The organism is Nostoc sp. ChiVER01, from assembly GCF_034531155.1.
In the GTDB taxonomy this organism is placed as follows: Bacteria; Cyanobacteriota; Cyanobacteriia; order Cyanobacteriales; family Nostocaceae; genus Nostoc.
The window spans coordinates 152,237-177,575 of record NZ_JAVRBS010000009.1; the positions used below are offsets into that span (position 1 = coordinate 152,237).

Here is a 25,339-nt window from a genome sequence, read left to right on the forward strand (position 1 = left end):
GAATTAGTTTAATTAATTTTTGTTTTGTTAAATATCTAACAAATGATAAAGGCTGAAGAATTTATCTATCATCCTTCAGCCTTTATGCTTCAGACATTAAACTTTAAACAGTCGTGATGTCTTTTTCTTTTTCTGCCAAAAGTGAGTCTATTTTGGCAGTGTACTCGTTTGTCAGTTTTTGTAAGCTATCTTGTTGGTCTTTGGATTCATCTTTGGAGATTTCAGAGGCTTTCTCCTGTTTGCGAATCGCGTCTATGGCATCGCGGCGGATGTTACGAATAGCAACACGACCCTCTTCAGCATATTTAGATGCCATTTTGACAAATTCTTTACGGCGATCGCTGGTTAAAGGCGGAATATTCAGCCGAATTACAGAACCATCGTTACTGGGGGTTAAACCCACATCTGAGAGGGAAATCGCCTTCTCAACGATGTTTAGGGTATTACGCTCATAGGGCTGAATCAGAATTGTCGAGGCATCTGGCGTGCTAATAGTTGCCAGTGATTTTAAGGGCGTAGGCGAACCATAATAGTCCACTAATACCTTATCTAATAGACTCGCATTGGCGCGACCAGTGCGAATCGTGTTAAAAGCTCTTTGAGTTGACTCAACAGAACTTTGCATTTTACTTTTCGCGTCAGCTAATATCACAAGAACCTCCCACAAGGGTACCGATGGATTCTCCCAAGACGGCTCGGTGGATATTACCTCGCACCGTTAAGTCAAATACCAGAATTGGGATATTATTTTCTTTACACAAGGCGATCGCAGTACTATCCATCACCCGCAAATCTTTGGCTAGAACATGCGCGTAGGTAAGGCTATTGTAACGCTTGGCGTCAGGATAAATATGAGGATCGGCATCATACACTCCGTCTACTTTGGTGGCTTTAAAAATCACTTCTGCATCAATTTCTGCGGCTCTTAATGCCGCAGTAGTATCCGTAGTAAAGAAGGGATTTCCAGAACCAGCGCCAAAAATTACCACCCGCCCTTTTTCAAGATGGCGGATGGCACGACGGCGGATATAGGGTTCTGCTAATTCTTGCATAGCGATCGCAGTTTGCACCCGCGTCTGTACTCCTATGCGTTCTAACGAATCTTGCAACGTCATGGCATTCATTACCGTGGCAATCATCCCAATATAGTCAGCGGTTGCCCTGTCCATCCCCGCCGATGCTGCTTTGACGCCACGAAAAATATTGCCGCCGCCAACAACTATGGCGATTTGAGTGCCAGTGGCTATCACCTCTGCTAATTCTTGTGCTATGCCTTTGACCACTTCGGGATCAATACCATAGCCCATGTTGCCCATTAAGGCTTCACCGCTCAGTTTGAGTAAAACCCGTCGGTAATTCGTTCCCATGAAGTTCCGCTTTATCAAAAAAGTTGCAATTGCCTCCAATTTAAGATAGCAGTTACAGGGACTATCTATGTCTAGTTACGCCAAATCAATGTAGTACCTGTTGCTTCTGTTTGTGGTATATCTATTTCTTCACCAAGAAACAGAGAAGCGATCGCAGTTCTTAAATAATCCTCTCCCGCCGATAATGGATCTTGAGGATGATCGTCAATTGTACCTTTGTAGCGTACTATACCATTACTATCTATTAAAAATGCCATTGGTGTTTTTGTAGCACCAAAACTGCGGGTTACATCTTGCGTCGAGTCCCACAGGTAAGGAAAGTTCAAATCGTGACGCTCGGCAAAAGCTTTCATATTTTCAAAGCTTGGCCTAGCGCCGTGATTACCATTACTACCATTCATACCAATTAATGTGAAGCCTTTGGGGGCAAATTCGGCTTGAATGTTTTTTAACCTGTCTATGTACCACTCTACATAAGGACAGTGGTTACATAGAGAAATAACTGCCACTGCTCGGAACTTTTCAAGATAACGCCTGAGATGGTGTACTTGACCATCAATTCCTGGCAGTTCAAAATCGGGTGCATAGCTCCCAACGGGAGTATCGATTGTTTCTAGTAGATTCATGATTTCTGGCTCGCAGAACTAGGAACAAGAAAAATATTGTTAAATTCAGCGTCAGTTTCCAGTTGCAAACCACCCCTTAGCCGATGCCTCATATTTGACAATGTTATATACCAAATTTGCGATCGTAAATTGTGAAACTACTGAATCTAGCAGTGATGCTAATTCGCTCACATCTAAAAATAGTGAAAATATTACTCACATTATTGTAGAAGTTATGATTTTTAATACTGACATAATCTAAGTTGTGAGTAAATTATCTCTATCAACAAGACGGAAATCTATGCTGGATAAAACTATCAGCTAAGGAGCTTTCGTGCTGTCTGTCTGAGCTATCACTACAAAGGATTTACTTTGAAAATCTGATAAATTTTATTCAAATTCACAACAATTTTACTTACGTCTTCCTGCTGAAAGGCTTTTACCCTTGTATTCATCAAATTTTTATGACAACCTCAAGTTCAAAAACAGCACTTACTTCTACAAAAACCTGGATTTGGCAAGATTTCTCTATCTGCTATCAAACCCAAGGAACCACTGGGCCAGCCGTTGTTCTAGTGCATGGATTTGGCGCTTCTTGGTGGCATTGGCGGAAAAATATTCCCGTATTAGCACAAAGTTGCCGTGTTTATGCTATTGATTTGATTGGGTTCGGTGCTTCTGCAAAACCTCAACCTGGAGAAAAAATTGCCTACACTCTAGAAACATGGGGACAGCAAGTGGCAGATTTTTGCCGCGAAGTTGTCGGTGAGCCAGCTTTTTTAGTGGGAAATTCTATTGGCTGTATTGTAGCCATGCAAGCAGCAGTAAGCAACCCAAATATTGCTTTAGGAGTTGCTTTGCTCAACTGTTCTTTACGGCTGTTGCACGATCGCAAACGGGTAACTTTACCTTTATCTCGTCGTTATGGAGCGCCTCTACTGCAACGCCTGTTATCTATCAAACCAGTTGGCGATTTCTTTTTCAATCAACTCGCCAAACCAAAAACGGTGCGGAAAATTCTGCTGCAAGCATACTCGAATCCTGAGATGGTGACAGATGAGTTAGTAGATATTTTGATGTCACCAGCAAGCGATCCGGGTGCTGGGGCTGTGTTTCTTGCTTTTACTTCTTATTCTACAGGGCCATTACCAGAAGACCTTTTACCATTGTTACCCTGTCCTGCGATTATCTTGTGGGGAACAGCCGATCCGTGGGAGCCAATTAAGTTAGGGAGAGAATTAGCTAACTTTCCCCAAGTAGAAAAGTTTATTCCTTTAGAGGGAGTGGGGCATTGTCCGCAGGATGAAGCACCGGAGTTAGTCAATCCAATTTTACTCGATTGGATTTTGGAGCGATCGCGGTAATCATCTGTGAGAGGTTAGAATAGTGTAAATTTTGTCAATCAGCTAAAATCCACTTAAATACTGAACTGATCGTAAACAATAAAGACGACAATTCCAAGGAAAATAAAGAGGATTAAAGTAGCTATTAAACCACGGTGTCGAGAGACAACATCAAGAAGTACTAGTAGCCAAAATAAGGCAATCTCAACTGCGCTAGCAATGAACACAAGTATAAGATTTTTTTGAGCTTGTTTAGCCAGCAAAACAAAACTAAAATTTTTGCTGAAAGAACTGCCTACAAGACCAGAGGCCGATATCGTTATATCTACCAAATTAACTAATAAGCAAATAATTACTATGCCTCCCATTACTGTCAATACAACAGCCAGTCCTTTAAATAATCGATTTATAAGCATCATTTTTTGCTGCTAGAAGAAAATTTTGACATAATAATAAGTATTGTTAAGTTCAAAGACATCGCCGAAGTCATTGAACGGACAGATACCACAATCTATGGACTCGCCGCCTTCTAGACGAAAGATATCTGTAGGATTAGGTTGGGTTGAGGAACGAAACCCAACACCAAGAATCTTTGATTTTGTTCGGTTGAACAAAGTGAAACCCAACATACAAATATTTTATTTTGTCAGAGTAATAAAAGAGCGTTTGAAATAGCACTCAAGGCAATTACTAATTAAAAACTAACTGACATAAAAAGAAACCAAGGGCTGCACTGCCCAAGGGAACTGTCAAATTGTCAATACCTAAAAATGAAACAGCTTCTAAAGCCGTAGCTATAACTGCTACTAACAGTGATACTGCCCAAGTTTGCCAATTGTTACCTTGAGTTCCAACTAAAATCAAACTATTGATGAGATAGCTAACGAGCATCATAGTTAGGGAACCTTCCCAACTTTTTTCTATTCCAAAAACTTTATACTTATGTTTACCAAAGCGTTGCCCAATTAAGGCTGCTAATCCATCTCCCCAAGTCATCACCAAAATTCCAAGTGCTGCGTATTGGGGTTGTTGCAAGTACCAGAACCAGGCAACTAAAATACCGAAACTTACAGAGTAAAAAAATGTCCCTAAGCTTTGCCGTCCAACGCTATTAATACCAGGAAGAATGGGTAATCGGTAGGATAATAAGGTGATTGCACTCGCTAAAATAGAAGCTGTAATCCCTACACTGGCGGGAATATCTAGCCACCAGGCGATTAAAATCACGTTACCAGTGCCAATATGAACTATCTTCCGCACGATTTCTGGCTTATCGGCAAAGCGGTTTACTACCCCTGCAATCAGAAGGATGAGTAACACCCAAATTGCAGCCAACGCAATTTGCAGCCATAAAACCGGAATTGAGGTGAAGTCAGAAAATGTAATTAACAAAGATACGACAAAATGAAAATTTTTACCCCTGTTACTAATTTATAAGATTTGGGTAGCTGCAATGAAATTATTATTTATTTGGCTGATTCGGGGCTACCGAATGTTTATCTCGCCGTTGTTTCTCCCGACTTGTCGCTTTCAACCAACTTGTTCGATGTATGCTATTGAAGCTATTGAACGATTTGGAGTGTTGCGTGGTAGCTGGATGGCAACTCGGCGGATTTTGCGCTGTCATCCGTTTCATCCAGGTGGTTACGACCCGGTACCAGAGGTGGTGGAAAAGTTTAAGGAGGAGTAGTTTTGTGCAGTGGGGAATTGAGGGGTGAAATTTAAACGCAGAGGGGAGGCAGCGCGGTCTTGGGGGTTCCCCTATGAGCGACTGCCGTCGCGCAGAGGGAAGTGCAGAGGGACACAGAGGATGAGAAGAGGGGTAAATTATTAAAGGATGTGTTTGTGGGTATAGATATTTGGGGAGATGTCAACAGATGAGGTTGTCATCTAGCGTGGGGAGGTTGAATAATTTAATTTAGACTTACGATGATTAATTTTACTGCGATTTCTATACCAGAACCACAAATTCCTACTCCTGGCCCGAGTCCGCTACCTAGCCCCAATCCTGAGCCGAATCCGCTACCTAGTCCTGAACCTGTACCGGGGCCAGCGATTCCTCAACCCTTACCGGGGCCTGTACCAGAACCAGTACCTGCTCCCATTCCTCAGACGGTTCCAGGGCCAATTCCCCAAACCATACCGGAACCTGTTTAGATTACCTTGGTAATGTAATCCAAAATCTCAAATCTAAAATCCAAAATGCTAAGAGCCGGAATTGTCGGACTTCCCAACGTCGGAAAATCTACTTTATTTAATGCTGTAGTTGCTAATGCCAAAGCTGAAGCAGCTAACTTTCCTTTTTGCACGATTGAACCGAATGTCGGCGTTGTCGCAGTACCGGATGAACGGTTAAATGTTCTTGCTAAAATTGCCAGTTCAGCACAAATTATCCCAGCGCGGGTTGAATTTGTAGATATTGCCGGTTTAGTTAAAGGTGCTAGTCAGGGTGAGGGACTAGGAAATCAATTCCTGTCCCACATCCGGGAAGTTGATGCGATCGTCCATGTGGTACGTTGTTTTGAGAATGACGATATTATCCACGTTGCTGGTTCTGTTGACCCAGCGCGAGATATTGAAATCATTAATATAGAACTGGGTTTATCAGATTTAGCACAAATTGAGCGGCGAATTGATCGCACTCGTAAACTAGCTCGTACCAGCAAAGATGCACAGTTTGAAATCACAGTCTTAGAAAAATTAGCTGCGGCTTTAAACGAAGGTAAATCGGTGCGTCAGGTGAGCTTGAATGAAGAAGAAACAGAAATTATTAAAGGATTAGAACTGCTCACTTATAAACCGATTATCTACGCTGCAAATGTATCTGAGGATGAATTGGCAACGGGTAATCATTTTGTCGAAACAGTGCGGCAAATCGCAGCAACAGAAAATGCCCAAGTTGTGATAGTTTCGGCTCAAGTTGAAGCTGAATTAGTGGAATTACCAGAAGAAGATAAAGCTGATTTTCTTGCGTCTTTAGGTGTGGAAGAAGGCGGCTTGAAATCTTTGATTCGGGCAACTTACACGCTTTTAGGTTTGCGGACATATTTCACTTGTGGCCCTAAAGAAACCCGCGCTTGGACAATTAATGCGGGAATGTCTGCACCTCAAGCTGCTGGTGTAATTCACAGTGATTTTGAGCGGGGATTTATTCGCGCCGAAACTGTTGCTTATAAAGATTTGGTAACAACTGGTTCGATGAATGCGGCGAAAGAAAAAGGCTTGGTTCGCAGTGAAGGGAAAGAGTATGTTGTGCAGGAAGGGGATGTAATGTTGTTCCGATTTAATGTGTAGGAGTAATTAATGAGTGACCGTTATCGATAAGATAATGGTCAACCCCTTTGGTAAGTCAAAAGTCAAAAGTCAAAAATTTACCAAGCCCATAAATTAGAAAGGTAAAATTTGTTGAAAGTGTTTCACAACATTTAATAGAAGAAGTACGGGCAAAGCTCGAGACATTAATTTTATAAAACTAATTTTATTTTAATTTAGAAGTGCGATCGCACCCCAATACGGTTCGGATAAGCAAGGGAAAAAGGGGAGGTAATCCAAAATCTAAAATCCAAAATTGTTTGACTCACGATAGTACTTTCTGTAAAGAAAGCAATAATTCGTTGACAGTATAGGGCTTTGGCAAAAATGTATTGACACCAATGTTAGTTAATGAACTGAGCTTCTTCTCGGACATAAGTCCACTGCTGGCAATAATTCTGGCTTGAGGGTTAATTTTTCGCAGGGTACGGATGGCAGTTAAACCATCCAGCGAGGGCAGCATAATATCCATTAGTACAGCACTGATTTTGTCCCTATTTTTAGCGTACAGCGCGATCGCCTCTATGCCATCACTGGCAACTAAGATTTTATAATTGTGAGCTTCTAATGATGTTCTGGTAATCTCTTGAATGGCAGTTTCATCATCCACAATCAAAATTAATTCTCCATGTCCTGTTTGTAATGGCAATTCTTCTGGAGTGAATGTTTCCATTCCCTCCACTGCTGGCAAGTAAACCTTAAAGCTAGTGCCACTTCCCACTTCGCTATACACATTCACAAAACCTCTGTGGCTTTTAACTATCCCCAGTACGGTGGAAAGTCCTAAACCAGTGCCTTGTCCTACATCTTTTGTAGTAAAGAATGGCTCGAAAATTCTATCTAAGATTTCTCTAGGTATCCCACCTCCAGTATCGGAGACAGTAACCACTGTGTAAGGCCCTTCTTTGGCTTCCAGGTTCATCCGGGCATAATTTTCGTCAATCAACAGATTCTCAGCATAAATACTCAAACTACCGCCATTGGGCATAGCATCGCGGGCGTTAACGCAGAGGTTCATCAGCACTTGATGCAGTTGTGTGCTATCTCCAGAAACCATCCACAAATCCTGTGTTACATCAGTGCTAATTTCTATGGATTTGGGAAATGTCTCTTTGAGAATCTTGCCAAGTTCCACAATTATATGTCTGAGTTGCAAAGTGATGCGCTTCCCTTCTACACCCCGCGCAAAAGATAGCACCTGTTTGACTAAATCAGCACCGCGTCTAGCGTTGATTTCCAAAATTTCTAGTAGATGGCGAGTTCGCTCATCTGCATGAGGAAATTTGAGTGGTAATAATTGCGCTCCTGCCAAAATCGGTGTCAGGATATTGTTAAGGTCATGAGCAATGCCACTAGCTAAAGTACCAATACTTTCCAAACGTTGGGCGCGAAACAATTGGGCTTCTAGATGTTTTTTCTCGGTAATATCTGTGTCAACGGTGAGAATAGATTTGGGTTTCCCTTGTTCGTCGCATACCAAACTCCAGCGACTAGCAACAAGGATTTCCTTGTCAGTTTTAGTAAGTTTAGTTAATTCGCCCTGCCACTTTCCTTTATTAACAACTTGTAAAAGAGCCGCTTCAATTTCTGGTGAAGGTTCGCCATACAAAAGCTTACTAGCATTTTGGCCCCGAGCTTCTGTCGCTTTCCAACCGTAAAGTGTTTCTGCGCCTTTGTTCCAGAAGATAATTTCATTGTTTAAATCTCGCAGGCAAATGGCATCTGTAGTGACATCAAGTAATGCTGCTTGTTCGCGGATTTTTTCTTCTGCCAATTTGCGTTCGCGTAGCGCGACTTGTCGTTCGCTAATATCAATACTGGCGCATGTCACACCAACAACTTCTTGCGACTCGTTCCGCAATGGCTCAACTGTCAAATCGTAATATCGAGTTGTATCTTTGATTGTTATTGATACTTCCTCTCGCGTTCCTATGCCAGTGGTTAACACTCCACGTTTAATTGTGGTGAGACGTTGAGCATCTTCAACTGGAATAATATCCAAGTCTTGTTTGCCCAACATTTCTTCAACTGTCAATCCATAAGAGGGATTATAAACCCAGGTGTACCGTAACTCGCAATCTTGGTTGTAGACAAAGATAGGAGAGTTTTTGAGAGCTACCCGAAATCGTTCCTCACTTTGTCGCAGTGCGTTGTCTGCCCGTTGCCGTTCGATAGCATAACGCATTGAGCGCACCAGCAAGTCGCCAGTTACTTGCCCTTTCACCAAATAGTCTTGCGCTCCTTCTTGCATTGCTCTAATCGCTAGGGTTTCATCGTTTATACCCGTCAGCACAATTATCGGGGTGGCTTTTGCTTGATGGTGAGCGATGACAAAAGTTTCTAGTCCCTGGCTATCTGGCAGCGAGAGGTCTAACAAAATTACATCAAAAGGTTCCTTAGCTAAGTAGTTGAGGGCTTCGGAAAGGCGCTCAACGGGCGACAAATCAACTACAACTGTGGTAACTTCCTTTAAAAACTCTTGTAATAAAAATACATCACCAGGGTTATCTTCTACTAATAAGACTTTAATATTTTTACCTGCCATTTCCACTACTCCGGTGGCAGTTTTACGATCGCAAACCAAAAATTTTCTATTGATTGTACAATTTTAACGAATTGATCGAAATCGACGGGCTTAGTTATATAACAGTTTGCACATAAATTATAGGCTTTAAGGATGTCTTCTTCAGCTTGGGAAGTCGTCAAAATTACTACAGGAATTCGCTTGAGGTTTTCATCTCCTTTAATTTCTGCCAGTACTTCTCGCCCATCTTTTCTAGGGAGATTTAAATCTAGCAGGACAATATCTGGATGGGCTGCTTTGACATATTTTTCCTGCTTTCGCAAGAATGCCATTGCCTCTACCCCATCTTCGACCACATTCAAGTGAATCGAAATTTTGCTTTCTTCCAGGGCGATGCGTGTGAGTTGGGCATCGCCTGGATTGTCCTCTACCAACAAAACCTCAATAGGCATAATCGGTGTTATAATGCCCACGATTGCTTACCTGCTCTTTCTGGAATTGTGAAGTAGAAAGTCGAGCCTTCACCCAGTTTTGACTCAACCCAGATCCGGCCGCCGTGGCGTTCTATAATTTTTTTACAAATTGCCAGACCAATTCCAGTACCCGGATACTTATCTCTACCGTGCAATCGTTGAAAAATTATAAAAATGCGTTCAGTATACTGGGATTCCAAACCAATACCATTATCGCGTACCCAGAATAACCATTCATCTACCGACGGTATAACATTTAAACTTTCCCCGTCTGGATTTGCATTTGGCTTCGCTACTCCGATGTGAATTTGTGGCTGCTGATGACGGCAAAATTTGATTGCATTGCCAATCAGGTTTTGAAATACTTGGATCAATTGGGTAGCATCAACCATTACTTCTGGTAGAGGCTCGTCGTGAGTGATAATTGCTTTACTATCTGCGATCGCAATTTGCAGATTAGCGATCGCTTGTTCTAAGACAATACTACAATTTACTCGTATAAAAGGCTGTCCACGGGTACTAACGCGAGAATAATTCAACAAATCATTTATCAGCGTCTGCATCCGTCGCGCCCCATCTACTGCATAGTTGATAAACTGATCAGCATTAGTATCAAGTTGATTTTTGTATCTTCGCTCTAATAGTTGTAAATAACTCGTTACCATCCGCAAAGGCTCTTGTAAGTCATGGGAAGCTACATAAGCAAACTGTTCCAATTCCGCATTAGAACGAGCGAGTTCTTGACTTTGCTGAGTTTCTTTTTCTAATAGTTGCGCTTGAGATAAAGCAATGCCAATTTGGTTAGCTAATTGCTTTAACAACTCCGTCTCAAAATTATTCCACCGTCGAGGTGCAGCACACTGATGAGCCAGCAACAAGCCCCAAATGCCCTCCCTGACCATAATTGGCACTACGAGGTTAGCCTTGATAGCAAACTGCTGAAGAAATTCTCGATGGCATGGTTGAATGTGAGCGGTTTCAACGTTTTCCATCGCACTCACTCTTCCTTGGCGATATCTTTCTATATATTCTTCTTTAAAGCAGGGGTCAAAAATATTTCTTCCCAAAATTACCGGCCAACCAGGTAGCACCGCCTCTTGTACTACTGTTCCCGAACCATCAGGCTCTAGTTGAAAAATTAAAACTCGGTCAGCTTGTAGTAGTTTTTGTACCTCAGTAACAGTGGTTTGGAGGATTTCGTCTATTTGTAAAGATTCTCGAATTTTCAGGGTGATTTCAGAAAATAATTGCGATCGCAAATTCTGTCGCTTTAATTCTTCATCAGCCTGCTTGCGATCTGTGATATCTGTATAAGAACCCACCATCCGCACTATATCACCCGATGCGTCCCAAAGTGCCTGTCCTCGATCTAGAATCCATTTATAGCTGCCGTCTTGGCATTGGATTCTATATTCACAGACGTAAAACGGTATTTTCTTGGCAAAGTGGTCTTGGAAGGCTTGAAGTACCCAATCTCGCTCATCGGCGTGGATTAATTTTGTCCATTCATCCCAACCGTTGGAAACTTCGTGGTCTTTATAACCGAGCATTTCTTTCCACCGAGTTGAGAAGAACACTTCATTAGTCTTGAGGTTCCAATCCCATATACCATCATTATTACCATTTAATGCTAATTGCCAACGTTCTTCACTATCTCGTAGTGCTTCTGCTGTTCGTCGTCGTTCAGTAATGTCTTGGAAATAAACAGATAAGCCGTCTTTTGCAGGATAAGCGTGGACTTGAAGCCAGCAGTTGAGTGGCTGATAAAACTCCTCAAATTCCACACTCACCTGTTCTAACATTGCCCTGTGATACTCACGATGGAATGTTGTATTTATTAATTCTGGAAATACCTCCCAGATGCTTTGACCTAATAATTCATTCTGGGTTTTTTGCAACAGCAATTCTGCTTGACCATTAATATAGGTTAATCGCCACTTTTTATCTAAGGCAAAAAACGCATCAGTGATGCTTTCTAGCAAATTAGCAATGCGGATTCTAGCTGATTCTGACTCGGCGTGTGCTGCTTGCTCATACGCCACAAGCTTCTGGGTAACTTGAGATACCTCAGTTACATGACGCCTGAGTTCTAATTGGTCGATTACCAAACGACTCAGAGCTACAAGCGCCTCCACTTGTTTTTGGTTCAATTCTTTTGGAGCTTGGTCAATGACACACAGAGTTCCCAGCATATCTCCCTTGGGAGTAATTAGGGGTACACCTGCATAAAACCTTATATATGGATAGCCAGTTACTACTGCATTATTTGCTAATGTTTCATCAGCTAGGGTGTCAGGAACCACCACAACATTACGCCGCTCTTGGCAAAGGTAAGATAACCCAACACACCGGGGCATTTCTGATACATCTAAACCTACTTTTGCCTTAAACCATTGACGGTTTTCATCAATGAAGTTTACCAAGGATATGGACGTACCACAAATAAATGCCGCTAACTGAGCAAGATTGTCGTAAGCTTCTTCCGGTTCGGTGTCAAGAATTTGATACTGGCGGAGGGCTTCTAGCCTCGTCATTTCTGTATCAATTTGTCCAGCTTTCATTAACTTTTCTTAATAAATTTAAATGTAATATCCAGTCATCAGGGTGGCTATCTCAAGAATAGCTTAATCTTTTGTCATAACTTCTAGTCTTTTCCCCGCCTCTGGCTGTTCAGGAAAGCCTGTTAAATTCTGTCAAAATGCTAAATTCGCATTGTTAAAGTGATTTTTAGTAGCAAGCATTCCCTGTATACGCCGCAAAATTATTGCGTAGACGTAGCCCGTCGTAGATATCGCGCTAATTCTAGTGTAAACAAATTTAGTCTGTATGAGGAGATTTAATTGTTGCAGACTATTTACTAATCATTAAAACCTCACCTTGTCCTCACAGACATCCCTCTCCTTAACAAGGCTACATTGTAAGTTTCCATGCTTTACACGAAAATAAGGAAAGCCTCATCAAGCTAGGTTTTTAAGACTTGTGTGTACACCGTAGCCGTGAGTTCGGAGAGGGACAGGTTTTGCACAAGCAAAATCAGAGTGAGGTTTCTTTGGGCTATTCGATAAACCGTGAATTACATAACCTTGATAGCACTACTATTACACCTCTACCAAAACGGCTTCTCGCAGCTTGGCAATCACATCACTTAAATTACCCGTGTTCATGCGGTAACTCAAAGGATGGGCAATTAACCGCGCCGTGCTTTCATAGAGAGTAGCAATTTCAATCAGACCATTTTCGCGCAAAGTCCGCCCTGTAGAAACTAAATCCACGATCGCTTCTGACATTCCAGTAATCGGGCCTAGTTCAACTGAACCATACAACGGCACTATTTCCACAGGTAAATCTAGACTGTGGAAATATTCACGAGCGCAATTTACATATTTTGAAGCAACTCTACCATGCGGTGGTAAATGTAGCGGCGATCGGTAAGAACTAGATGCCTTTACCGCCACCGACATCCGACAATGCCCAAACTGCAAATCCACCAAGTGGGCAACTTGCGGCTGCTTCTCTCGCAGGACATCGTAACCAACAACACCCAGTTGTGCCTGACCATATTCTACATAAACAGGCACATCCTGCGCCCGCACCAACAAAGCTTTTGCGACTCCTTTAGTGTCAGGAATTTGAAGTTGGCGAGTTCCTGAATCTAAAAAAGCACTAAAATCTAACCCGACAGATTGTAGCAGGCGGATGCTATTTTTAAGGAGTTCCCCTTTTGGCAATGCAACAGTCAGCATTCTTTTTTTAATATCCTTGGCGTTCTGGCAGTTGAATAATATTGAGAATATCTCTATATGCTTACCACAAGCAGCATGAGAATTTTATTAGTTGATGATGAAGTTGAACTAACTGAACCCTTGAGTCGCTTATTAACTCGTGAGGGTTACATTGTAGATGCCGCTTACGATGGCACAAGTGGCAACGAACATGCACAAACAGGCAATTATGACCTACTAATTTTAGATTGGATGCTGCCAGGAAAAACGGGGTTAGAAATTTGTCAGCAATTGCGGCGTCAAGGTAAAACCACTCCCGTGCTGTTTCTCACAGCCAAGGATACTCTAGATGACCGCGTACAAGGTTTAGATGCTGGTGCAGACGACTATTTGGTTAAACCTTTTGAACTGCGAGAGTTACTAGCCAGAGTCCGGGCTTTATTGCGTCGTTCCGGTTCCCAAACCTATGAAACCACTACCGGACGTTTAACCGTCGCTGATTTAGAACTTGATTGTGAAAATCAAGTAGCCTATCGCCAAGGACGAATAATTGAGTTATCGCAAAAAGAAAGCCAGTTGCTGCAATATTTTATGGAACATACTGGACAACTAATGACTCATGCCCAAATTATGGAAAATTTGTGGCAAGAGGAAGAACAACCCAGTAGTAATGTAATTGCAGCATTAATTCGTTTGCTGCGTCGTAAGATTGAGGTAGGTAAAGAAACTACACTGATTCACACAGTTTACGGTAAAGGCTATCGTTTCGGTGCTTCCTCAGTGGAGTAAGTTTAGCCGCCTGTTTTCAGCTGACAAAGATTCGGTTAATTGGTTAGGAGAATCATTAACATTTTTCAATCTTTGCAATTTTAATTCCTGTCGAAGTTTGTTGTAGAGGGATGAATCCACAGGCATCATAATCTGTGAAATTTCCTTCCCGATAATACTGCATTCCTTTCAAATTCTGGATGACTCCTGGGTGCTGAATTCTTACACATCTTCCAACAAGCAAGAATTTCCTATTGATGTTAGCAACAAAGACACGAGGAAAGGTTTAATGAATACTGTTGTGCTAAATCTAGAACCGATTGCTCATCTAACCGATGAACAATTTTATCAATTGTGTATTGCCAATCGTGATGTCAGCCTGGAAATGAATGCAGCTGGAGAATTAATAATTATGCCACCAGTAGGAGGAGAAAGTGGAAATCAAGAAGCTGGACTAATCACTGATTTAGAAATTTGGAATCGTCAAGCAAAACTAGGGAAAGTTTTTAGTTCTTCAACTATCTTTATACTTCCCAACGGTGCAAAACGCTCTCCTGATGCTGCTTGGGTAAAATTGGAGCGGTGGGAAGCTTTAACACCAGAACAACGAAAAAAATTTCCGCCACTTGTACCCGACTTTTTGATTGAACTGCGATCGGAGACAGATCGCCTTGCAACAATTCAAGAGAAAATGCAGGAATACATTAAAAATGGTCTGCGTTTGGGTTGGCTAATTAATCCTCAAGATCGCCAAGTTGAAATTTACCGACTTTTGAAAGTTGTGGAAGTTGTGCAAATACCAGCGATTGTTTCTGGAGAAGATATATTACCTGGATTTGAGTTGCAAGTATAAGTAAATGATAAGCCTGAAAGTATAGCTTTGCTATACCGCATTATCCCAAAAAATACGCATATCGCTACCGAGCAAAATCAAGTAGCTGAACTTGAGTTATAGCTTTGTCGATTGATTATATTCTCAAATTCCTTGGAATAACAGATTTACCTGCGAAAACTTTCGACAAAGGAATTAATTTCAGGGAAACGTCCTACGAAATTCAACAAAGCGTGTTAAAAATGGTAACTGAGTCAAAAACACAGCTTTTGAAAGAGCAGGGAAGGTTGATTACCGAAGTATCATCAACATTTAGGGTGGAAAAATTTAATATAATTAGCTGTTCTAAAGAATGGTTAAACCTGTTGGTGTACTTGACTAATCAAGCAAGTAATAAGTTTGCAAGTATAAGGTATAGGTTTCAATGGCACCGCCTCTTGTGTCTGTTCCGATGAAGAAAAATAAGAAACCGTCTCTGGTGCTGACGCTCTCGGCTGCTGGGCTATTGATTGGTGCAGGCAGTGTAGGATACTGGTTGTTAAGCCAGAGACAACGAGCTTCTAGTGATTTGCTAGTAGGTGCAAATATTATTCCTGGTGATGCCCTGTTTGCGGTTTCTCTGACAACAGATCCCCAGCAGTGGCAGAAATTGCGGGAGTTCGGCACAAAAGAAACCCAAGCAGAACTGGACAGAAATTTAGTTGAATTGCGCGATCGCTTTCTCACTAATAATGGTTACGACTTCCAGAAAGATATCGCTCCTTGGGTAGGCAATGACGTTACAATCGCAATTCTTGCCCCAGCAATAGTGAGTAAAGCTGCACCCAAACCAGTTACCACCAATGAAGATGCTGCCAGCGATCAGCAGTCGATGGTAATGGTATTACCAGTGAAAAATCCAGAAATCGCCAAAAATATTTTGGCACAACCCAAAACCCTTAAACAAGGCAAATGGATTGACCGTATTTATCAAGGAATCGCCATAAAACAAAGTGAGGGACAAGCAGGAGAAAACTTCTCAGCAGCATTACTAGATGGGCGTTTTTTAGTTATAACTGATAATCCCAAAGCCACAGAAAGAGCAATTGACGCTTACAAAAATCAAACATCTCTAGCGACAACAGGGGGCTTTGCTGAGAACTTTCCAAAAATTGCCGATTACCAACCCTTTGGCCAGTTTTACGTCAATGTGCCAACAGCAGCCAAAATAGCCGCAGCTTCTCCAAACCGCCCAATACCAGCTCAAGTTTTGGCTCAACTGCAAAATAACCAAGCTTTAGCGGGGACAATGACTTTAGAGACAGAAGGAATCCGCTTCAAGGGCGTTTCTTGGTTAAACCCTAATAGTCAACGGGTGCTGGCGGTAGAAAACAAAGCTGGACAAATGCAAAACCGCGTACCAGCAGAAACCTTAATGATGCTTTCGGGGGGAAACTTACAGAGATTGTGGGGAGATTATGTTTTAACATCTCAAGGAAATCCCCTCTCACCGATCGCACCAGAACAACTTAGAGGTGGTATAAAATCTCTTACCACTCTCGATTTAGATAAAGATTTGCTCAGTTGGATGAAAGGCGAGTTTTCCTTATCACTGATTCCTACTACTCCAAAACAAGGTTCACCAGATGATTTTCGTCTGGGTTTACTTTTCATGGTACAGACAAGCGATGCCTACGGCGGGCAAAGCCTACGTAATTCAGCTGAAACATCAATAAAACAGCTCGATGACGTGATGAGAAATCAATATCAGTTCCAAGTTCAATCGGCGAAAGTCGCAGGACAACCCGTTGTTAACTGGGTTTCACCCTATGGTACTTTAACTGCTACCCACGGCTGGTTAGATGGAGATGTCGCCTTTCTAGTGGTGGGCGCTCCTATTACTGATAAAATTCTTCCCAAACCCAACAACACACTAGCTAGCACGATCCCCTTCCAACAAACAGTTCCTACAGAACCAAATCCGGCAAATGGTCAATTTTTCTTGGATGTAGAACGAACTGTGAAAAATTTTCCTTTACCAACTCTAATTCCCAATCAACAAGCTTTGCTTGATGCAACGCGCTCAATTGGGATGACATCCGCAGTCAGCGACAGTCGCAGTAATCTTTACGACATTTTTATAGCACTTAAAAAAGTTAGGAACACAACTCCCTTGCCTAATCCAGAAAGTAATAAGAGCAGTTCTGTTAAATAGGGGAGTGGGGAGTGGTGAGATGAGGGAGGAGGGGAAGCGGAGGGGACAAGGTGACAAAAGTTTAGAACTTTTAACAAGTCTTTCCCCTTGTCCCCAATTCTCCTTGTCCCCAAATCCTCTTCCCCATTCCCTATTCCCTATTTCCCCTGTCCCATGACCCTCTAAGCATATAGGATCATAACAGTCAGAATCGATATTTTAAATTATCCACGGAGAGAAGACTTTATGAATTTGGTTGTACTCCAGAACTGGCTGGACAATGCCTCCTTTGCCATATTATTCCTAACAATGCTGGTTTATTGGGGAGGAGCGGCCTTTCCGAATCTGCCTTATCTAGCCGCTTTGGGGACAGCTGGGATGGCGATCGCTAATTTGTGTATGGCGACTCTACTAGGGGCACGATGGATAGAAGCTGGTTACTTTCCTTTAAGTAATCTCTATGAATCCCTGTTTTTCTTAACTTGGGGAATTACCACCGTCCATCTCATTGCTGAAAGTAGTAGCCGTAGCCGTTTAGTAGGAGTTGTTACATCTCCTGTGGCAATGTTGATCGCTGCTTTTGCGACTATGACATTACCATCTCAGATGCAAGCGTCAGAACCTCTAGTACCTGCCTTGAAGTCAAATTGGCTGATGATGCATGTTAGCGTCATGATGTTGAGTTATTCTGCTTTGATGGTGGGTTCATTACTAGCGATCGCTTTTTTAGTTGTGACTCGCGGTCAAAACATCCAACTACAAGGTAGTTCTGTAGGTACTGGTGGCTATCGCAGCAACGGCTACCGCTTACACAAAGCAGCTGAACTAATTCCTCAACCATCAGCCCCTTCTGCCGAAAATAACGGCTTTGCTCGTTTTGAAACTACTAGCAACGGCAACGGTAACGGTAACACCGCAGTTTTGGGTTTAGTTACAACAACCCCAATCCAAAATCCGCAAGACGCTTCGCTATCCGAAATCCAAAATTCGGAACCCCTTTCACCCCAGCGCCTTAACCTTGCCGAAACCCTCGACAACATCAGCTATCGCATCATCGGGCTAGGATTTCCCCTGCTGACAATTGGTATTATTGCTGGTGGCGTTTGGGCTAACGAAGCTTGGGGTTCTTACTGGAGTTGGGACCCTAAAGAAACTTGGGCATTAATTACCTGGTTAGTGTTTGCTGCCTATCTCCACGCCCGAATCACTCGCGGTTGGCAAGGGCGTCGTCCGGCAATTTTAGCCGCCACTGGTTTTGTTGTTGTTTGGGTTTGCTATCTTGGTGTGAATCTTTTGGGCAAAGGTTTACATTCTTACGGTTGGTTCTTTTAAGAACCGTTTAAATAAAACTACCCCACCCGCGCTGCCGCGCACCCCCCTTACCAAGGCTACGGTGTATACACAAGTCGAATTACCCCCCTTAATCCCCCCTTATTAAGGGGGGAAATAATAAATCTAGTTCCCTCCCCTTTATAAGGGGAGGGTTAGGGTGGGGTAAAACCTTGGTTAATCAGCTATTTCAGACTTGTGTATACACCGTAGCTTACAAAGGGGGGTGGGAGGTTTAGGGAGGGGTAACGCGAGAATACTAGGCTAATTTAACGGACATGAAATTATTACTAAATTTTTATTTGACTAGCACTAAATCTATAAAGTTGTCATTTTGTTTCGGATGAACTGTTATATCCCTGGAAAATATAAATTTATTGACAGGAGATTTTTATGGAAGATGGATTCGAGAGACTAAATCATGATGAAGTTGTGTCTATAGAACCAGACACTTTTAATAAGTTAAATATTGCTAAAACTTTTAAAGTTCGTGATTTGATTACAGCAATTAAGGAATATATTGGAGCAGCAGAAACAGACGAAGTAAATTTGTATACAGAAGGATTAAATTGTGAGGTTTTACAATTCAGTACTCAAGGGTGGAAAAAAGGAAAAGTTAGACTTGCTTTAGAATTTTGTCCTGAAGATTCTGAATCACCACTTGATGAAATTTTTCAAAGACTCAAACAAGTAGAAAATTAATATCCAATGAGCAAAAAAACCCCGACTTCTTAAAGAAGTCGGGGTTCTGATACTCTCGATATTTGCAAATAAAATAGGATTTGCTCAATTGCTATCAAAATTCATTAATAAAATAAAGATGTACTAATAACAGAGAAACGGTAAACCTATCATGCTAAATTACGATCCATTAGCTTGTTTGCCCTCATCTGAGGAACTGCCAGACTCTGACGATACCCCTGTGGATAATGAATTACAAGATTTAATTCCCGGTTTACTCAAAGCTACCCTAGCAATGGCTTGGCCAGAACGCATGGATTGGTTTTTTGGTATAGATATGGGGATTTATTATGACCCAGATTTATTAGCGATAGTCCCAGATGGGTTTTTGAGTTTGGGTGTTGAGCGATTTTACGATCAAAACCTCCGCCCCAGTTACGTGCTTTGGGAAGAGAAAAAACTACCCATATTAGTGCTGGAGGTGGTATCTCAGACATATCGCGGTGAGTACTCAACTAAGAAAGCAGAGTATGCAAGATTAGGGATTTTATATTATGTGGTTTACAATCCATTTCGTCGGCGTAAGCCACGTTTAGAAGTTTACAAGTTAGTTAATAATGTTTATGAATGTCAAGATGGTAATCCTGTTTGGCTGCCAGAGATTAGTTTAGGAATTGGCATAGAACAGGGAACTTATCTAGGCATTCCCCGCGAGTGGATGTATTGGTATAACCAGCAAGAGCAAAAGCTTTTAACACCAGAAGAAGACAAAAAACTTGCTCAACAAAAAGCGCAGCAAGCAGAACAGAAATTTCAATTATTACAAGAACGGTTGCGATCGCTCGGCATAGATCCTGATTCTCTCATTTAAATTGCTATCAAAATTCATTTATAAAATAAAGATGTACTAATAACTGAGGAACGGTAAATCCATCATGGTAAATTACGATCCATCAGCTCGTTTGCCCTCTTCAAAAGAACTACCTGACTCTGACGATACCCCAGTAGATAATCAATTACAAAAATCAATTCCCGATTTACTCAGAAGCGTATTAGCAATGGCTTGGGCAGAACGCATGGATTGGTTTTTTGGTATTCGCATGGGTATGTATTACGACCCAGGTTTGCCAGCGATAGTCCCAGATGCGTTTTTGAGTCTGGGCGTTAAGCGATTTTATGATGAAAATCTCCGTCCCAGTTATGTGCTTTGGGAAGAAAAGAAACTACCGATATTAGTACTTGAGGTGGTATCTCAGATATATCGCGGTGAGTACTCGACTAAGAAAGCAGAGTATGCAAGATTGGGGTTTTTGTATTATGTAATTTACAACCCACTTCGTTGCGACAAGCCACGTTTAGAAGTTTACAAATTAGTTAATAATGTTTATGAATTTCAAGATGGTAATCCTGTTTGGCTGCCAGAGATTAGTCTAGGAATTGGCATAGAACAGGGAACTTATCTAGGCATTCCCCGCGAGTGGATGTATTGGTATAACCAGCAAGGGCAAAGGCTTTTAACACCACAAGAACAGGCACAACTTGCTCAACAACGCGCCCAATTATTAGCAGAAAGATTAAGATCGCTCGGTATAGATCCTGATTTAATCTAATTATTCAGAAACATAGATCCCCGACTTCTTCGAGAAGTCGGGGATCTGGACACCGCGATACATTGAGATTTGGTGTAAAGTCCAAACATATAAATATTTTTATCGTTAGACATCGCTTGGCATAAATCCTGATTCTTTGTCCTGAATTGCTGTAAAGACTCATCAACGAAGCTCAAAGATTCATTAATGGAGTTCAAAGACTCATTCACGAGTATAAAAGACTCGTCCGCGAGTATCAAAGACTCTCGCACGAGTATCAAAGACTCATCCGCGAGTATAAAAGACTCGTTCACGAGTATCAAAGACTCTCGCACGAGTATAAAAGACTCATCCGCGAGTATCAAAGACTCGTCCGCGAGTATCAAAGACTCTCGCGCGAGTATAAAAGGCTCGTCCACGAGTATAAAAGACTCGCTCACGAGTATCAAAGACTCATTACAGCAATTTTCATTTATTTATAAAACACTCTCGCGTTCTTCTCTGCGCCTCTGCGCCTTTGCGTAATACAACAAATCTTTCCGTTCTGTAATTACGAATTACAAATTACCCTATTGAGGCTTGCACTCACACTTTCAGCATCCGGTGATTTCAATTGCTGCAAAATCTCTAAAGCTGGTTGCAAATAGGATATCGCTTTAGTGTATTCACCCTGTTGTTCTGCCAAATGTCCTAACCACCACAGAGTATTTGCTTGAGTTCGGACATTACCAATGCGTTGAGTTATTTCCAAAGACTGATTGAAAAGTGCGATCGCTTGCTCCACATCCCCTTTGTTGGCGTAGATACTTGCCAGTTGGTGCAACGTTGCTGCTTTACCTTTGACATTACCAATGCGTTCGTTGATTTCCAAAGACTGATTGAAAAGTGCGATCGCTTGCTCCACATCCCCTTTGTTGGCGTAGATAAATGCCAGTTGGTGCAACGTCATTGCTTGAGTTCGGACATCACCAATGCGTTGAGTTATTTCCAAAGATTGATTGAAAAGTGCGATCGCTTCATCCACTTCCCCTTTGTTGGCGTAGATCATTCCCAGTTTGTGCAACGTCGCCGCTTTAGTTTTTACATCTCCAATGCGTTCACTTATTTCCAAAGACTGATTGTAGAGTGCGATCGCTTGCTCCACTTCCCCTTTGTTGGCGTAGATAAGTCCTAATTGGTTCAACGTCGCCGCTTTGCCTTGGACATTACCAATGCGTTCTTCTATTTCCAAAGACTGATTGTAGAGTGCGATCGCTTCATCTAGTTCCCCTTTGTTAGCGTATACAATTCCCAGTTGGCTTAACGTCGCCGCTTTGCCTTGGAGATAACCAATGCGTTGCCACACTTCCAAAGACTGATTGTAGAGTGCGATCGCTTGCTCCACTTCCCCTTTGTTGGCGTAGATATTTCCCAGTTCGTGCAACGTCGCCGCTTTGCCTTGGACATCACCAATGCGTTCTTCTATTTCCAAAGACTGATTGTAGAGTCCGATTGCTTTATCCACTTCCCCTTTGTTGGCATAGATAATTCCCAGTTCGTGCAACGTCCTCGCTTGGGTTTTGACATCACCGATTCGTTCAGTTATTTCCAAAGACCGCTTGAAAAGTGCGATCGCTTTATCCACTTCCCCTTTGTTGTCGTAGAGAATTCCCAGTTGGTGCAACGTCGTCGCTTTGCCTTGGAGATTACCAATGCGTTCTTTTATTGACAAAGACTGATTGTAGAGTTCGATCGCTTCTTCTACTTCCCCTTTGTTGGCGTAGAGAATTGCCAGTTGATGCAACGTCGCCGCTTTGACTTTGACATCACCAATGCGTTCAGTTATTTTCAAAGACTGATTGTAGAGTGCGATCGCTTCATCCACTTCCCCTTTGTCGGCGTAGAGAATTCCCAGTTGGTGCAACGTCGCCGCTTTGCCTGGGACATAACCAATGCGTTCTTTTATTGACAAAGACTGATTGTAGAGTGCGATTGCTTTATCTACTTCCCCTTTGTCGGCGTAGAGATTTCCCAAACAGTGCAACGTCGCCGCTTTGCCTTGGACATAACCAATGCGTTCATTGATTTCCAAAGACTGATTGTAGAGTGTGATCGCTTCTTCTACTTCCCTTTTGTTGGCTTTCAGTATCCCAAAATAATGATAAATTGATGCTAATTCTTGTTCGTCTTCTGCAGGACAAAGATTTAAAGCTTGTTGGTAATAGTTTAATGCTCGATCAACCTCACCTATTTGGTGTTCACAATAACCAATCTCTCTCAAAACACTATGGTTGTTAGTAATTTCTAAAGTTGATTTGCATAGATGTATTGCTTCCCGAAATCGACTTTTATCCCGCAAGTCTTCCGCTAATGAACTAGCTGTTTTCACCGCAATTACTTCATCCTTCCCCAACAAAGCCAACCGATGAATTTCTAACTTTTGTCCTTCCGTCGCACCTTCCGCCTCTTCCCACCACAGGCGATACAAAATTTGTGCAGCTTGTTTGTACAACTCTTCACCCTTGGGGTTTTCTGGAAACTCTAGCAACGGTGACAAAATCCGGGGAACACGATACAACCTCTCTGTGTTGTTGGTGAGGGTAACTTCCAACAAACCCAAAATTTCAGCGCGTTGAATATGACTTTCCCAACTTGAGACATCCTCACAAATCGGGGAAATAGCAGCTAGAGGAACAGGTAACTCATACACCAATAACTTCCCCAGCATTTGACGCAAAGCTGGAGTTTGCTGCTTGAGCAATTCCTCAGCCAAAATATCCTCACGAAATTCCTTTTCCTTATCTGCCATCTTTTGCAAAATCATCTCAACTCCCCTCTCGGCTTCTGGCGACTGCGGGGAATTTTGCAAAATCTTATCTAACCATTCCAACAGCCGAGGATTTCCATCTGCTGCTTTTTTGGCACGTTCGGGCAAATCTGGCTGAAATTGCCAACTGCCATTAAACGAATCCAGACGATTATACTTTTTAATTAAATCTGCCCCACCCAAAGCCCCCAGAGGTTCGCGGTACAGACGATGATTCAGTTCCGACAATGTGAAATTGTAGCGACAGGTAATAATTACCTTGTGGGGAAGTTGGGAATTTTGCATCGCCTTCAGCAACGCCAGCAGGACATCCACAACTTGTGGTTGCAAAACATAAACCCCATTGCGTAATTCCAAATTTGCCTCAAAATCATCCAGCACAAAAACAAAGCGCTGTTCTTTGCTATTCAGTCCTTCAGTGAAAAACTTGGTGAGGCGCTGCATCAAGGGTAACTTGCCATTGAGAATTTCATGCCCCCGTTCGGAGGTACATTGTTCAGCAAGGGTTTTGAGCAGTTTGTCCTCATCCAGTTGCCGAAAGTTCACCAGCCTGTGATAGCCAACCATCCTTTCCAGAAGTCGCGCCGTCACAGTACTCTTACCCACACCCCCCAGTCCGTGAATTAGTACCCCCAAATGAGTACGAATAGCTTTGAGACAACGTTGCAAAGTCCGCCGTCTGCCAACAAACTCAGAGGGTTTTGCCACCCGCACCTGTTGGGTATCGGGATCTAAAAACTGTTCGTAAGCAGGTTCCGGCGCTGAGGGTGGCACATCTCCCAACACATCCACCAGCGCACCGAGACATTCTCCTTGAACATATAACCGCAACAAATGCCAGTCACGCACATTCTGTTTAAACAACTGCTGGTAAGTGCTAGCGAGTGCTTCAGCTAATTGATATCCGGCTGCCAATTTGCCGTAGAGGTGCGCGGCGGCGGCTGTGGCTGTCCGATCTTCCACAGGCCGCCCCCAACTTAAAACCGCCCTCGCCCCTTGGGCAATTAGCGCCTCAGCCATTGAAGGGACAGCCCCTTTATCTGGTGCTTGTCCAGTCCGACACCCAGATAAAAACACCAACTTGGGAAAGCGAAACCGGAAGACTTCGGCCAGTTCTGCCGCTGTGGTTTCGTGGCGTTCCCCGATTTCCGTCTCAGTGATAAAGTAAGGCGTGTAAGGTGCTTCAGCTTTAATTGAGGCGTGTCCTGTGAGGTGAAATACATCAAAGTCATCAAGATAGCGACTCCACACCTTACCTAACTCGCTGACGCAGCCGCTTTCTTCCACCCGCAAATCTACAGCAAAATCTCGCGTATCTGCCAGAATTCTCGCTTCTTCCTGTTCAAACTCTAATTTTGGTTCCACGTCTTCCGGGTCGGTTGCCATAAACAATACTCGCAATTGTCGTGCTTTCACAGAAAACGGTTCCGTTTCTTTCTCAATCCAGCGCAGAGGTAACACCACTGGATTAACCCGCTTTACCAAAAAATCCTCACCATCATGCAGCACTTCCCAAGGTAGATGTGCCAATTGTTTATCGGTATCAATAGCAATTACCAACCCTTCACCGCGACAGTTAGCAATTCCCCGACTCAACCAGCGTCCATCCCCATCCAACCAAAAAAATAACTGCTGCCCGATTCCTGGTAAATTAGGCAGCAGTTTATAGTAATCTCGTTCTCCTTGCTTGAGAAAATTAGCGATTTCTGCCAATTTCAGACGACGTGATTCATAGTGCTTTATTTGAGGTAGCCAATACCTGAGTTCAACTGTTTCCTGCGTACTTTCCCGAAGTTGAATGCGGATAGTTTCCAC

The 25,339-nt window shown here is 42.6% G+C and carries 22 protein-coding genes; 11 read left to right on the forward strand and 11 right to left on the reverse strand.

The genetic code is table 11. The annotated features are described in order from the left end of the window. Window positions 1-103 precede the first annotated feature (103 nt). From frr to RMY00_RS14535, 3 genes are all read right to left on the reverse strand, one after another. Window positions 104-652, reverse strand: a complete 549-nt coding sequence (frr, locus tag RMY00_RS14525) for a ribosome recycling factor (protein WP_322648207.1) — start codon at window positions 650-652, stop codon at window positions 104-106. Continuing rightward, window positions 639-1,367 carry a UMP kinase gene (pyrH, locus tag RMY00_RS14530; RefSeq protein ID WP_100898733.1) on the reverse strand — a complete coding sequence of 243 codons (729 nt, stop codon included), beginning with the start codon at window positions 1,365-1,367 and terminating at the stop codon, window positions 639-641. The genes frr and pyrH overlap by 14 nt, the downstream gene beginning before the upstream one ends. A gap of 71 nt (window positions 1,368-1,438) precedes the next feature. Beyond that, window positions 1,439-1,993: a thioredoxin family protein gene (locus RMY00_RS14535; RefSeq protein WP_322648208.1), complete on the reverse strand. Its 555-nt coding sequence runs from the start codon at window positions 1,991-1,993 to the stop codon at window positions 1,439-1,441. Between the two features lie 443 nt (window positions 1,994-2,436). Here RMY00_RS14535 and RMY00_RS14540 point away from each other — a divergent pair, with 443 nt between their 5' ends. Further along, the gene (locus RMY00_RS14540; protein WP_322648209.1) at window positions 2,437-3,336 is read left to right on the forward strand and encodes an alpha/beta fold hydrolase; all 900 of its coding nucleotides are present in this window, start codon (window positions 2,437-2,439) and stop codon (window positions 3,334-3,336) included. Between the two features lie 53 nt (window positions 3,337-3,389). On the opposite strand, the gene RMY00_RS14545 is transcribed toward RMY00_RS14540, so the two are convergent. The 3 genes from RMY00_RS14545 to RMY00_RS14555 form a co-directional block, all read right to left on the reverse strand. Beyond that, on the reverse strand, window positions 3,390-3,734 hold the full coding sequence (locus tag RMY00_RS14545; RefSeq protein ID WP_322648210.1) for a hypothetical protein: 345 nt from the start codon (window positions 3,732-3,734) through the stop codon (window positions 3,390-3,392). Between the two features lie 9 nt (window positions 3,735-3,743). Continuing rightward, window positions 3,744-3,944, reverse strand: coding sequence for a hypothetical protein (locus RMY00_RS14550; RefSeq protein WP_322648211.1), 201 nt, complete (start codon window positions 3,942-3,944; stop codon window positions 3,744-3,746). Window positions 3,945-4,005: 61 nt separating this feature from the next. Next, window positions 4,006-4,707: an SEC59/DGK1/VTE5 family protein gene (locus RMY00_RS14555; protein WP_322648212.1), complete on the reverse strand. Its 702-nt coding sequence runs from the start codon at window positions 4,705-4,707 to the stop codon at window positions 4,006-4,008. A 61-nt stretch (window positions 4,708-4,768) separates the two neighbouring features. On the opposite strand from RMY00_RS14555, the gene yidD reads away from it, so the two are divergent. The 3 genes from yidD to ychF all read left to right on the forward strand — a co-directional run bounded on the left by yidD (window position 4,769) and on the right by ychF (window position 6,609). Continuing rightward, window positions 4,769-5,005 carry a membrane protein insertion efficiency factor YidD gene (yidD, locus tag RMY00_RS14560; RefSeq protein WP_322648213.1) on the forward strand — a complete coding sequence of 79 codons (237 nt, stop codon included), beginning with the start codon at window positions 4,769-4,771 and terminating at the stop codon, window positions 5,003-5,005. 239 nt (window positions 5,006-5,244) lie between these two features. Beyond that, the gene (locus tag RMY00_RS14565; protein WP_322648214.1) at window positions 5,245-5,472 is read left to right on the forward strand and encodes a hypothetical protein; all 228 of its coding nucleotides are present in this window, start codon (window positions 5,245-5,247) and stop codon (window positions 5,470-5,472) included. 45 nt (window positions 5,473-5,517) lie between these two features. Next, a complete protein-coding gene (ychF, locus tag RMY00_RS14570; RefSeq protein ID WP_190912345.1) occupies window positions 5,518-6,609 on the forward strand; it encodes a redox-regulated ATPase YchF in 1,092 nt (363 codons plus the stop codon). Window positions 6,610-6,892: 283 nt separating this feature from the next. Here the strand turns inward: ychF and RMY00_RS14575 are convergent, their stop codons facing one another. The 4 genes from RMY00_RS14575 to hisG form a co-directional block, all read right to left on the reverse strand. Continuing rightward, window positions 6,893-9,172, reverse strand: coding sequence for a response regulator (locus RMY00_RS14575; protein WP_322648282.1), 2,280 nt, complete (start codon window positions 9,170-9,172; stop codon window positions 6,893-6,895). Between the two features lie 5 nt (window positions 9,173-9,177). Then, entirely contained in the window at window positions 9,178-9,603 is a 426-nt protein-coding gene (locus RMY00_RS14580) for a response regulator (protein WP_109007311.1), read from the reverse strand. 8 nt (window positions 9,604-9,611) lie between these two features. Further along, the gene (locus RMY00_RS14585) at window positions 9,612-12,185 is read right to left on the reverse strand and encodes a GAF domain-containing protein (protein ID WP_322648215.1); all 2,574 of its coding nucleotides are present in this window, start codon (window positions 12,183-12,185) and stop codon (window positions 9,612-9,614) included. A 537-nt stretch (window positions 12,186-12,722) separates the two neighbouring features. Beyond that, entirely contained in the window at window positions 12,723-13,367 is a 645-nt protein-coding gene (gene hisG / locus RMY00_RS14590) for an ATP phosphoribosyltransferase (protein WP_322648216.1), read from the reverse strand. A gap of 75 nt (window positions 13,368-13,442) precedes the next feature. Between hisG and rppA the strand changes: the two genes are divergently transcribed. The 7 genes from rppA (at window position 13,443) to RMY00_RS14625 (ending at window position 20,739) form a co-directional block, all read left to right on the forward strand. Further along, complete coding sequence (gene rppA, locus RMY00_RS14595) at window positions 13,443-14,135, forward strand: two-component system response regulator RppA (protein ID WP_322648283.1); 693 nt, start codon at window positions 13,443-13,445, stop codon at window positions 14,133-14,135. Between the two features lie 268 nt (window positions 14,136-14,403). Further along, a complete protein-coding gene (locus RMY00_RS14600) occupies window positions 14,404-14,967 on the forward strand; it encodes a Uma2 family endonuclease (protein ID WP_322648217.1) in 564 nt (187 codons plus the stop codon). Between the two features lie 403 nt (window positions 14,968-15,370). Further along, entirely contained in the window at window positions 15,371-17,140 is a 1,770-nt protein-coding gene (locus tag RMY00_RS14605) for a DUF3352 domain-containing protein (RefSeq protein ID WP_322648218.1), read from the forward strand. A 225-nt stretch (window positions 17,141-17,365) separates the two neighbouring features. After that, window positions 17,366-18,451: a c-type cytochrome biogenesis protein CcsB gene (gene ccsB / locus RMY00_RS14610; RefSeq protein WP_322648219.1), complete on the forward strand. Its 1,086-nt coding sequence runs from the start codon at window positions 17,366-17,368 to the stop codon at window positions 18,449-18,451. 390 nt (window positions 18,452-18,841) lie between these two features. Further along, a complete protein-coding gene (locus RMY00_RS14615) occupies window positions 18,842-19,150 on the forward strand; it encodes a KGK domain-containing protein (protein WP_322648220.1) in 309 nt (102 codons plus the stop codon). Window positions 19,151-19,301: 151 nt separating this feature from the next. After that, window positions 19,302-20,000, forward strand: coding sequence for a Uma2 family endonuclease (locus tag RMY00_RS14620; RefSeq protein WP_322648221.1), 699 nt, complete (start codon window positions 19,302-19,304; stop codon window positions 19,998-20,000). Between the two features lie 64 nt (window positions 20,001-20,064). Further along, on the forward strand, window positions 20,065-20,739 hold the full coding sequence (locus RMY00_RS14625; protein ID WP_322648222.1) for a Uma2 family endonuclease: 675 nt from the start codon (window positions 20,065-20,067) through the stop codon (window positions 20,737-20,739). Window positions 20,740-21,268: 529 nt separating this feature from the next. On the opposite strand, the gene RMY00_RS14630 is transcribed toward RMY00_RS14625, so the two are convergent. Further along, window positions 21,269-25,339: a tetratricopeptide repeat protein gene (locus tag RMY00_RS14630; protein WP_322648223.1), complete on the reverse strand. Its 4,071-nt coding sequence runs from the start codon at window positions 25,337-25,339 to the stop codon at window positions 21,269-21,271.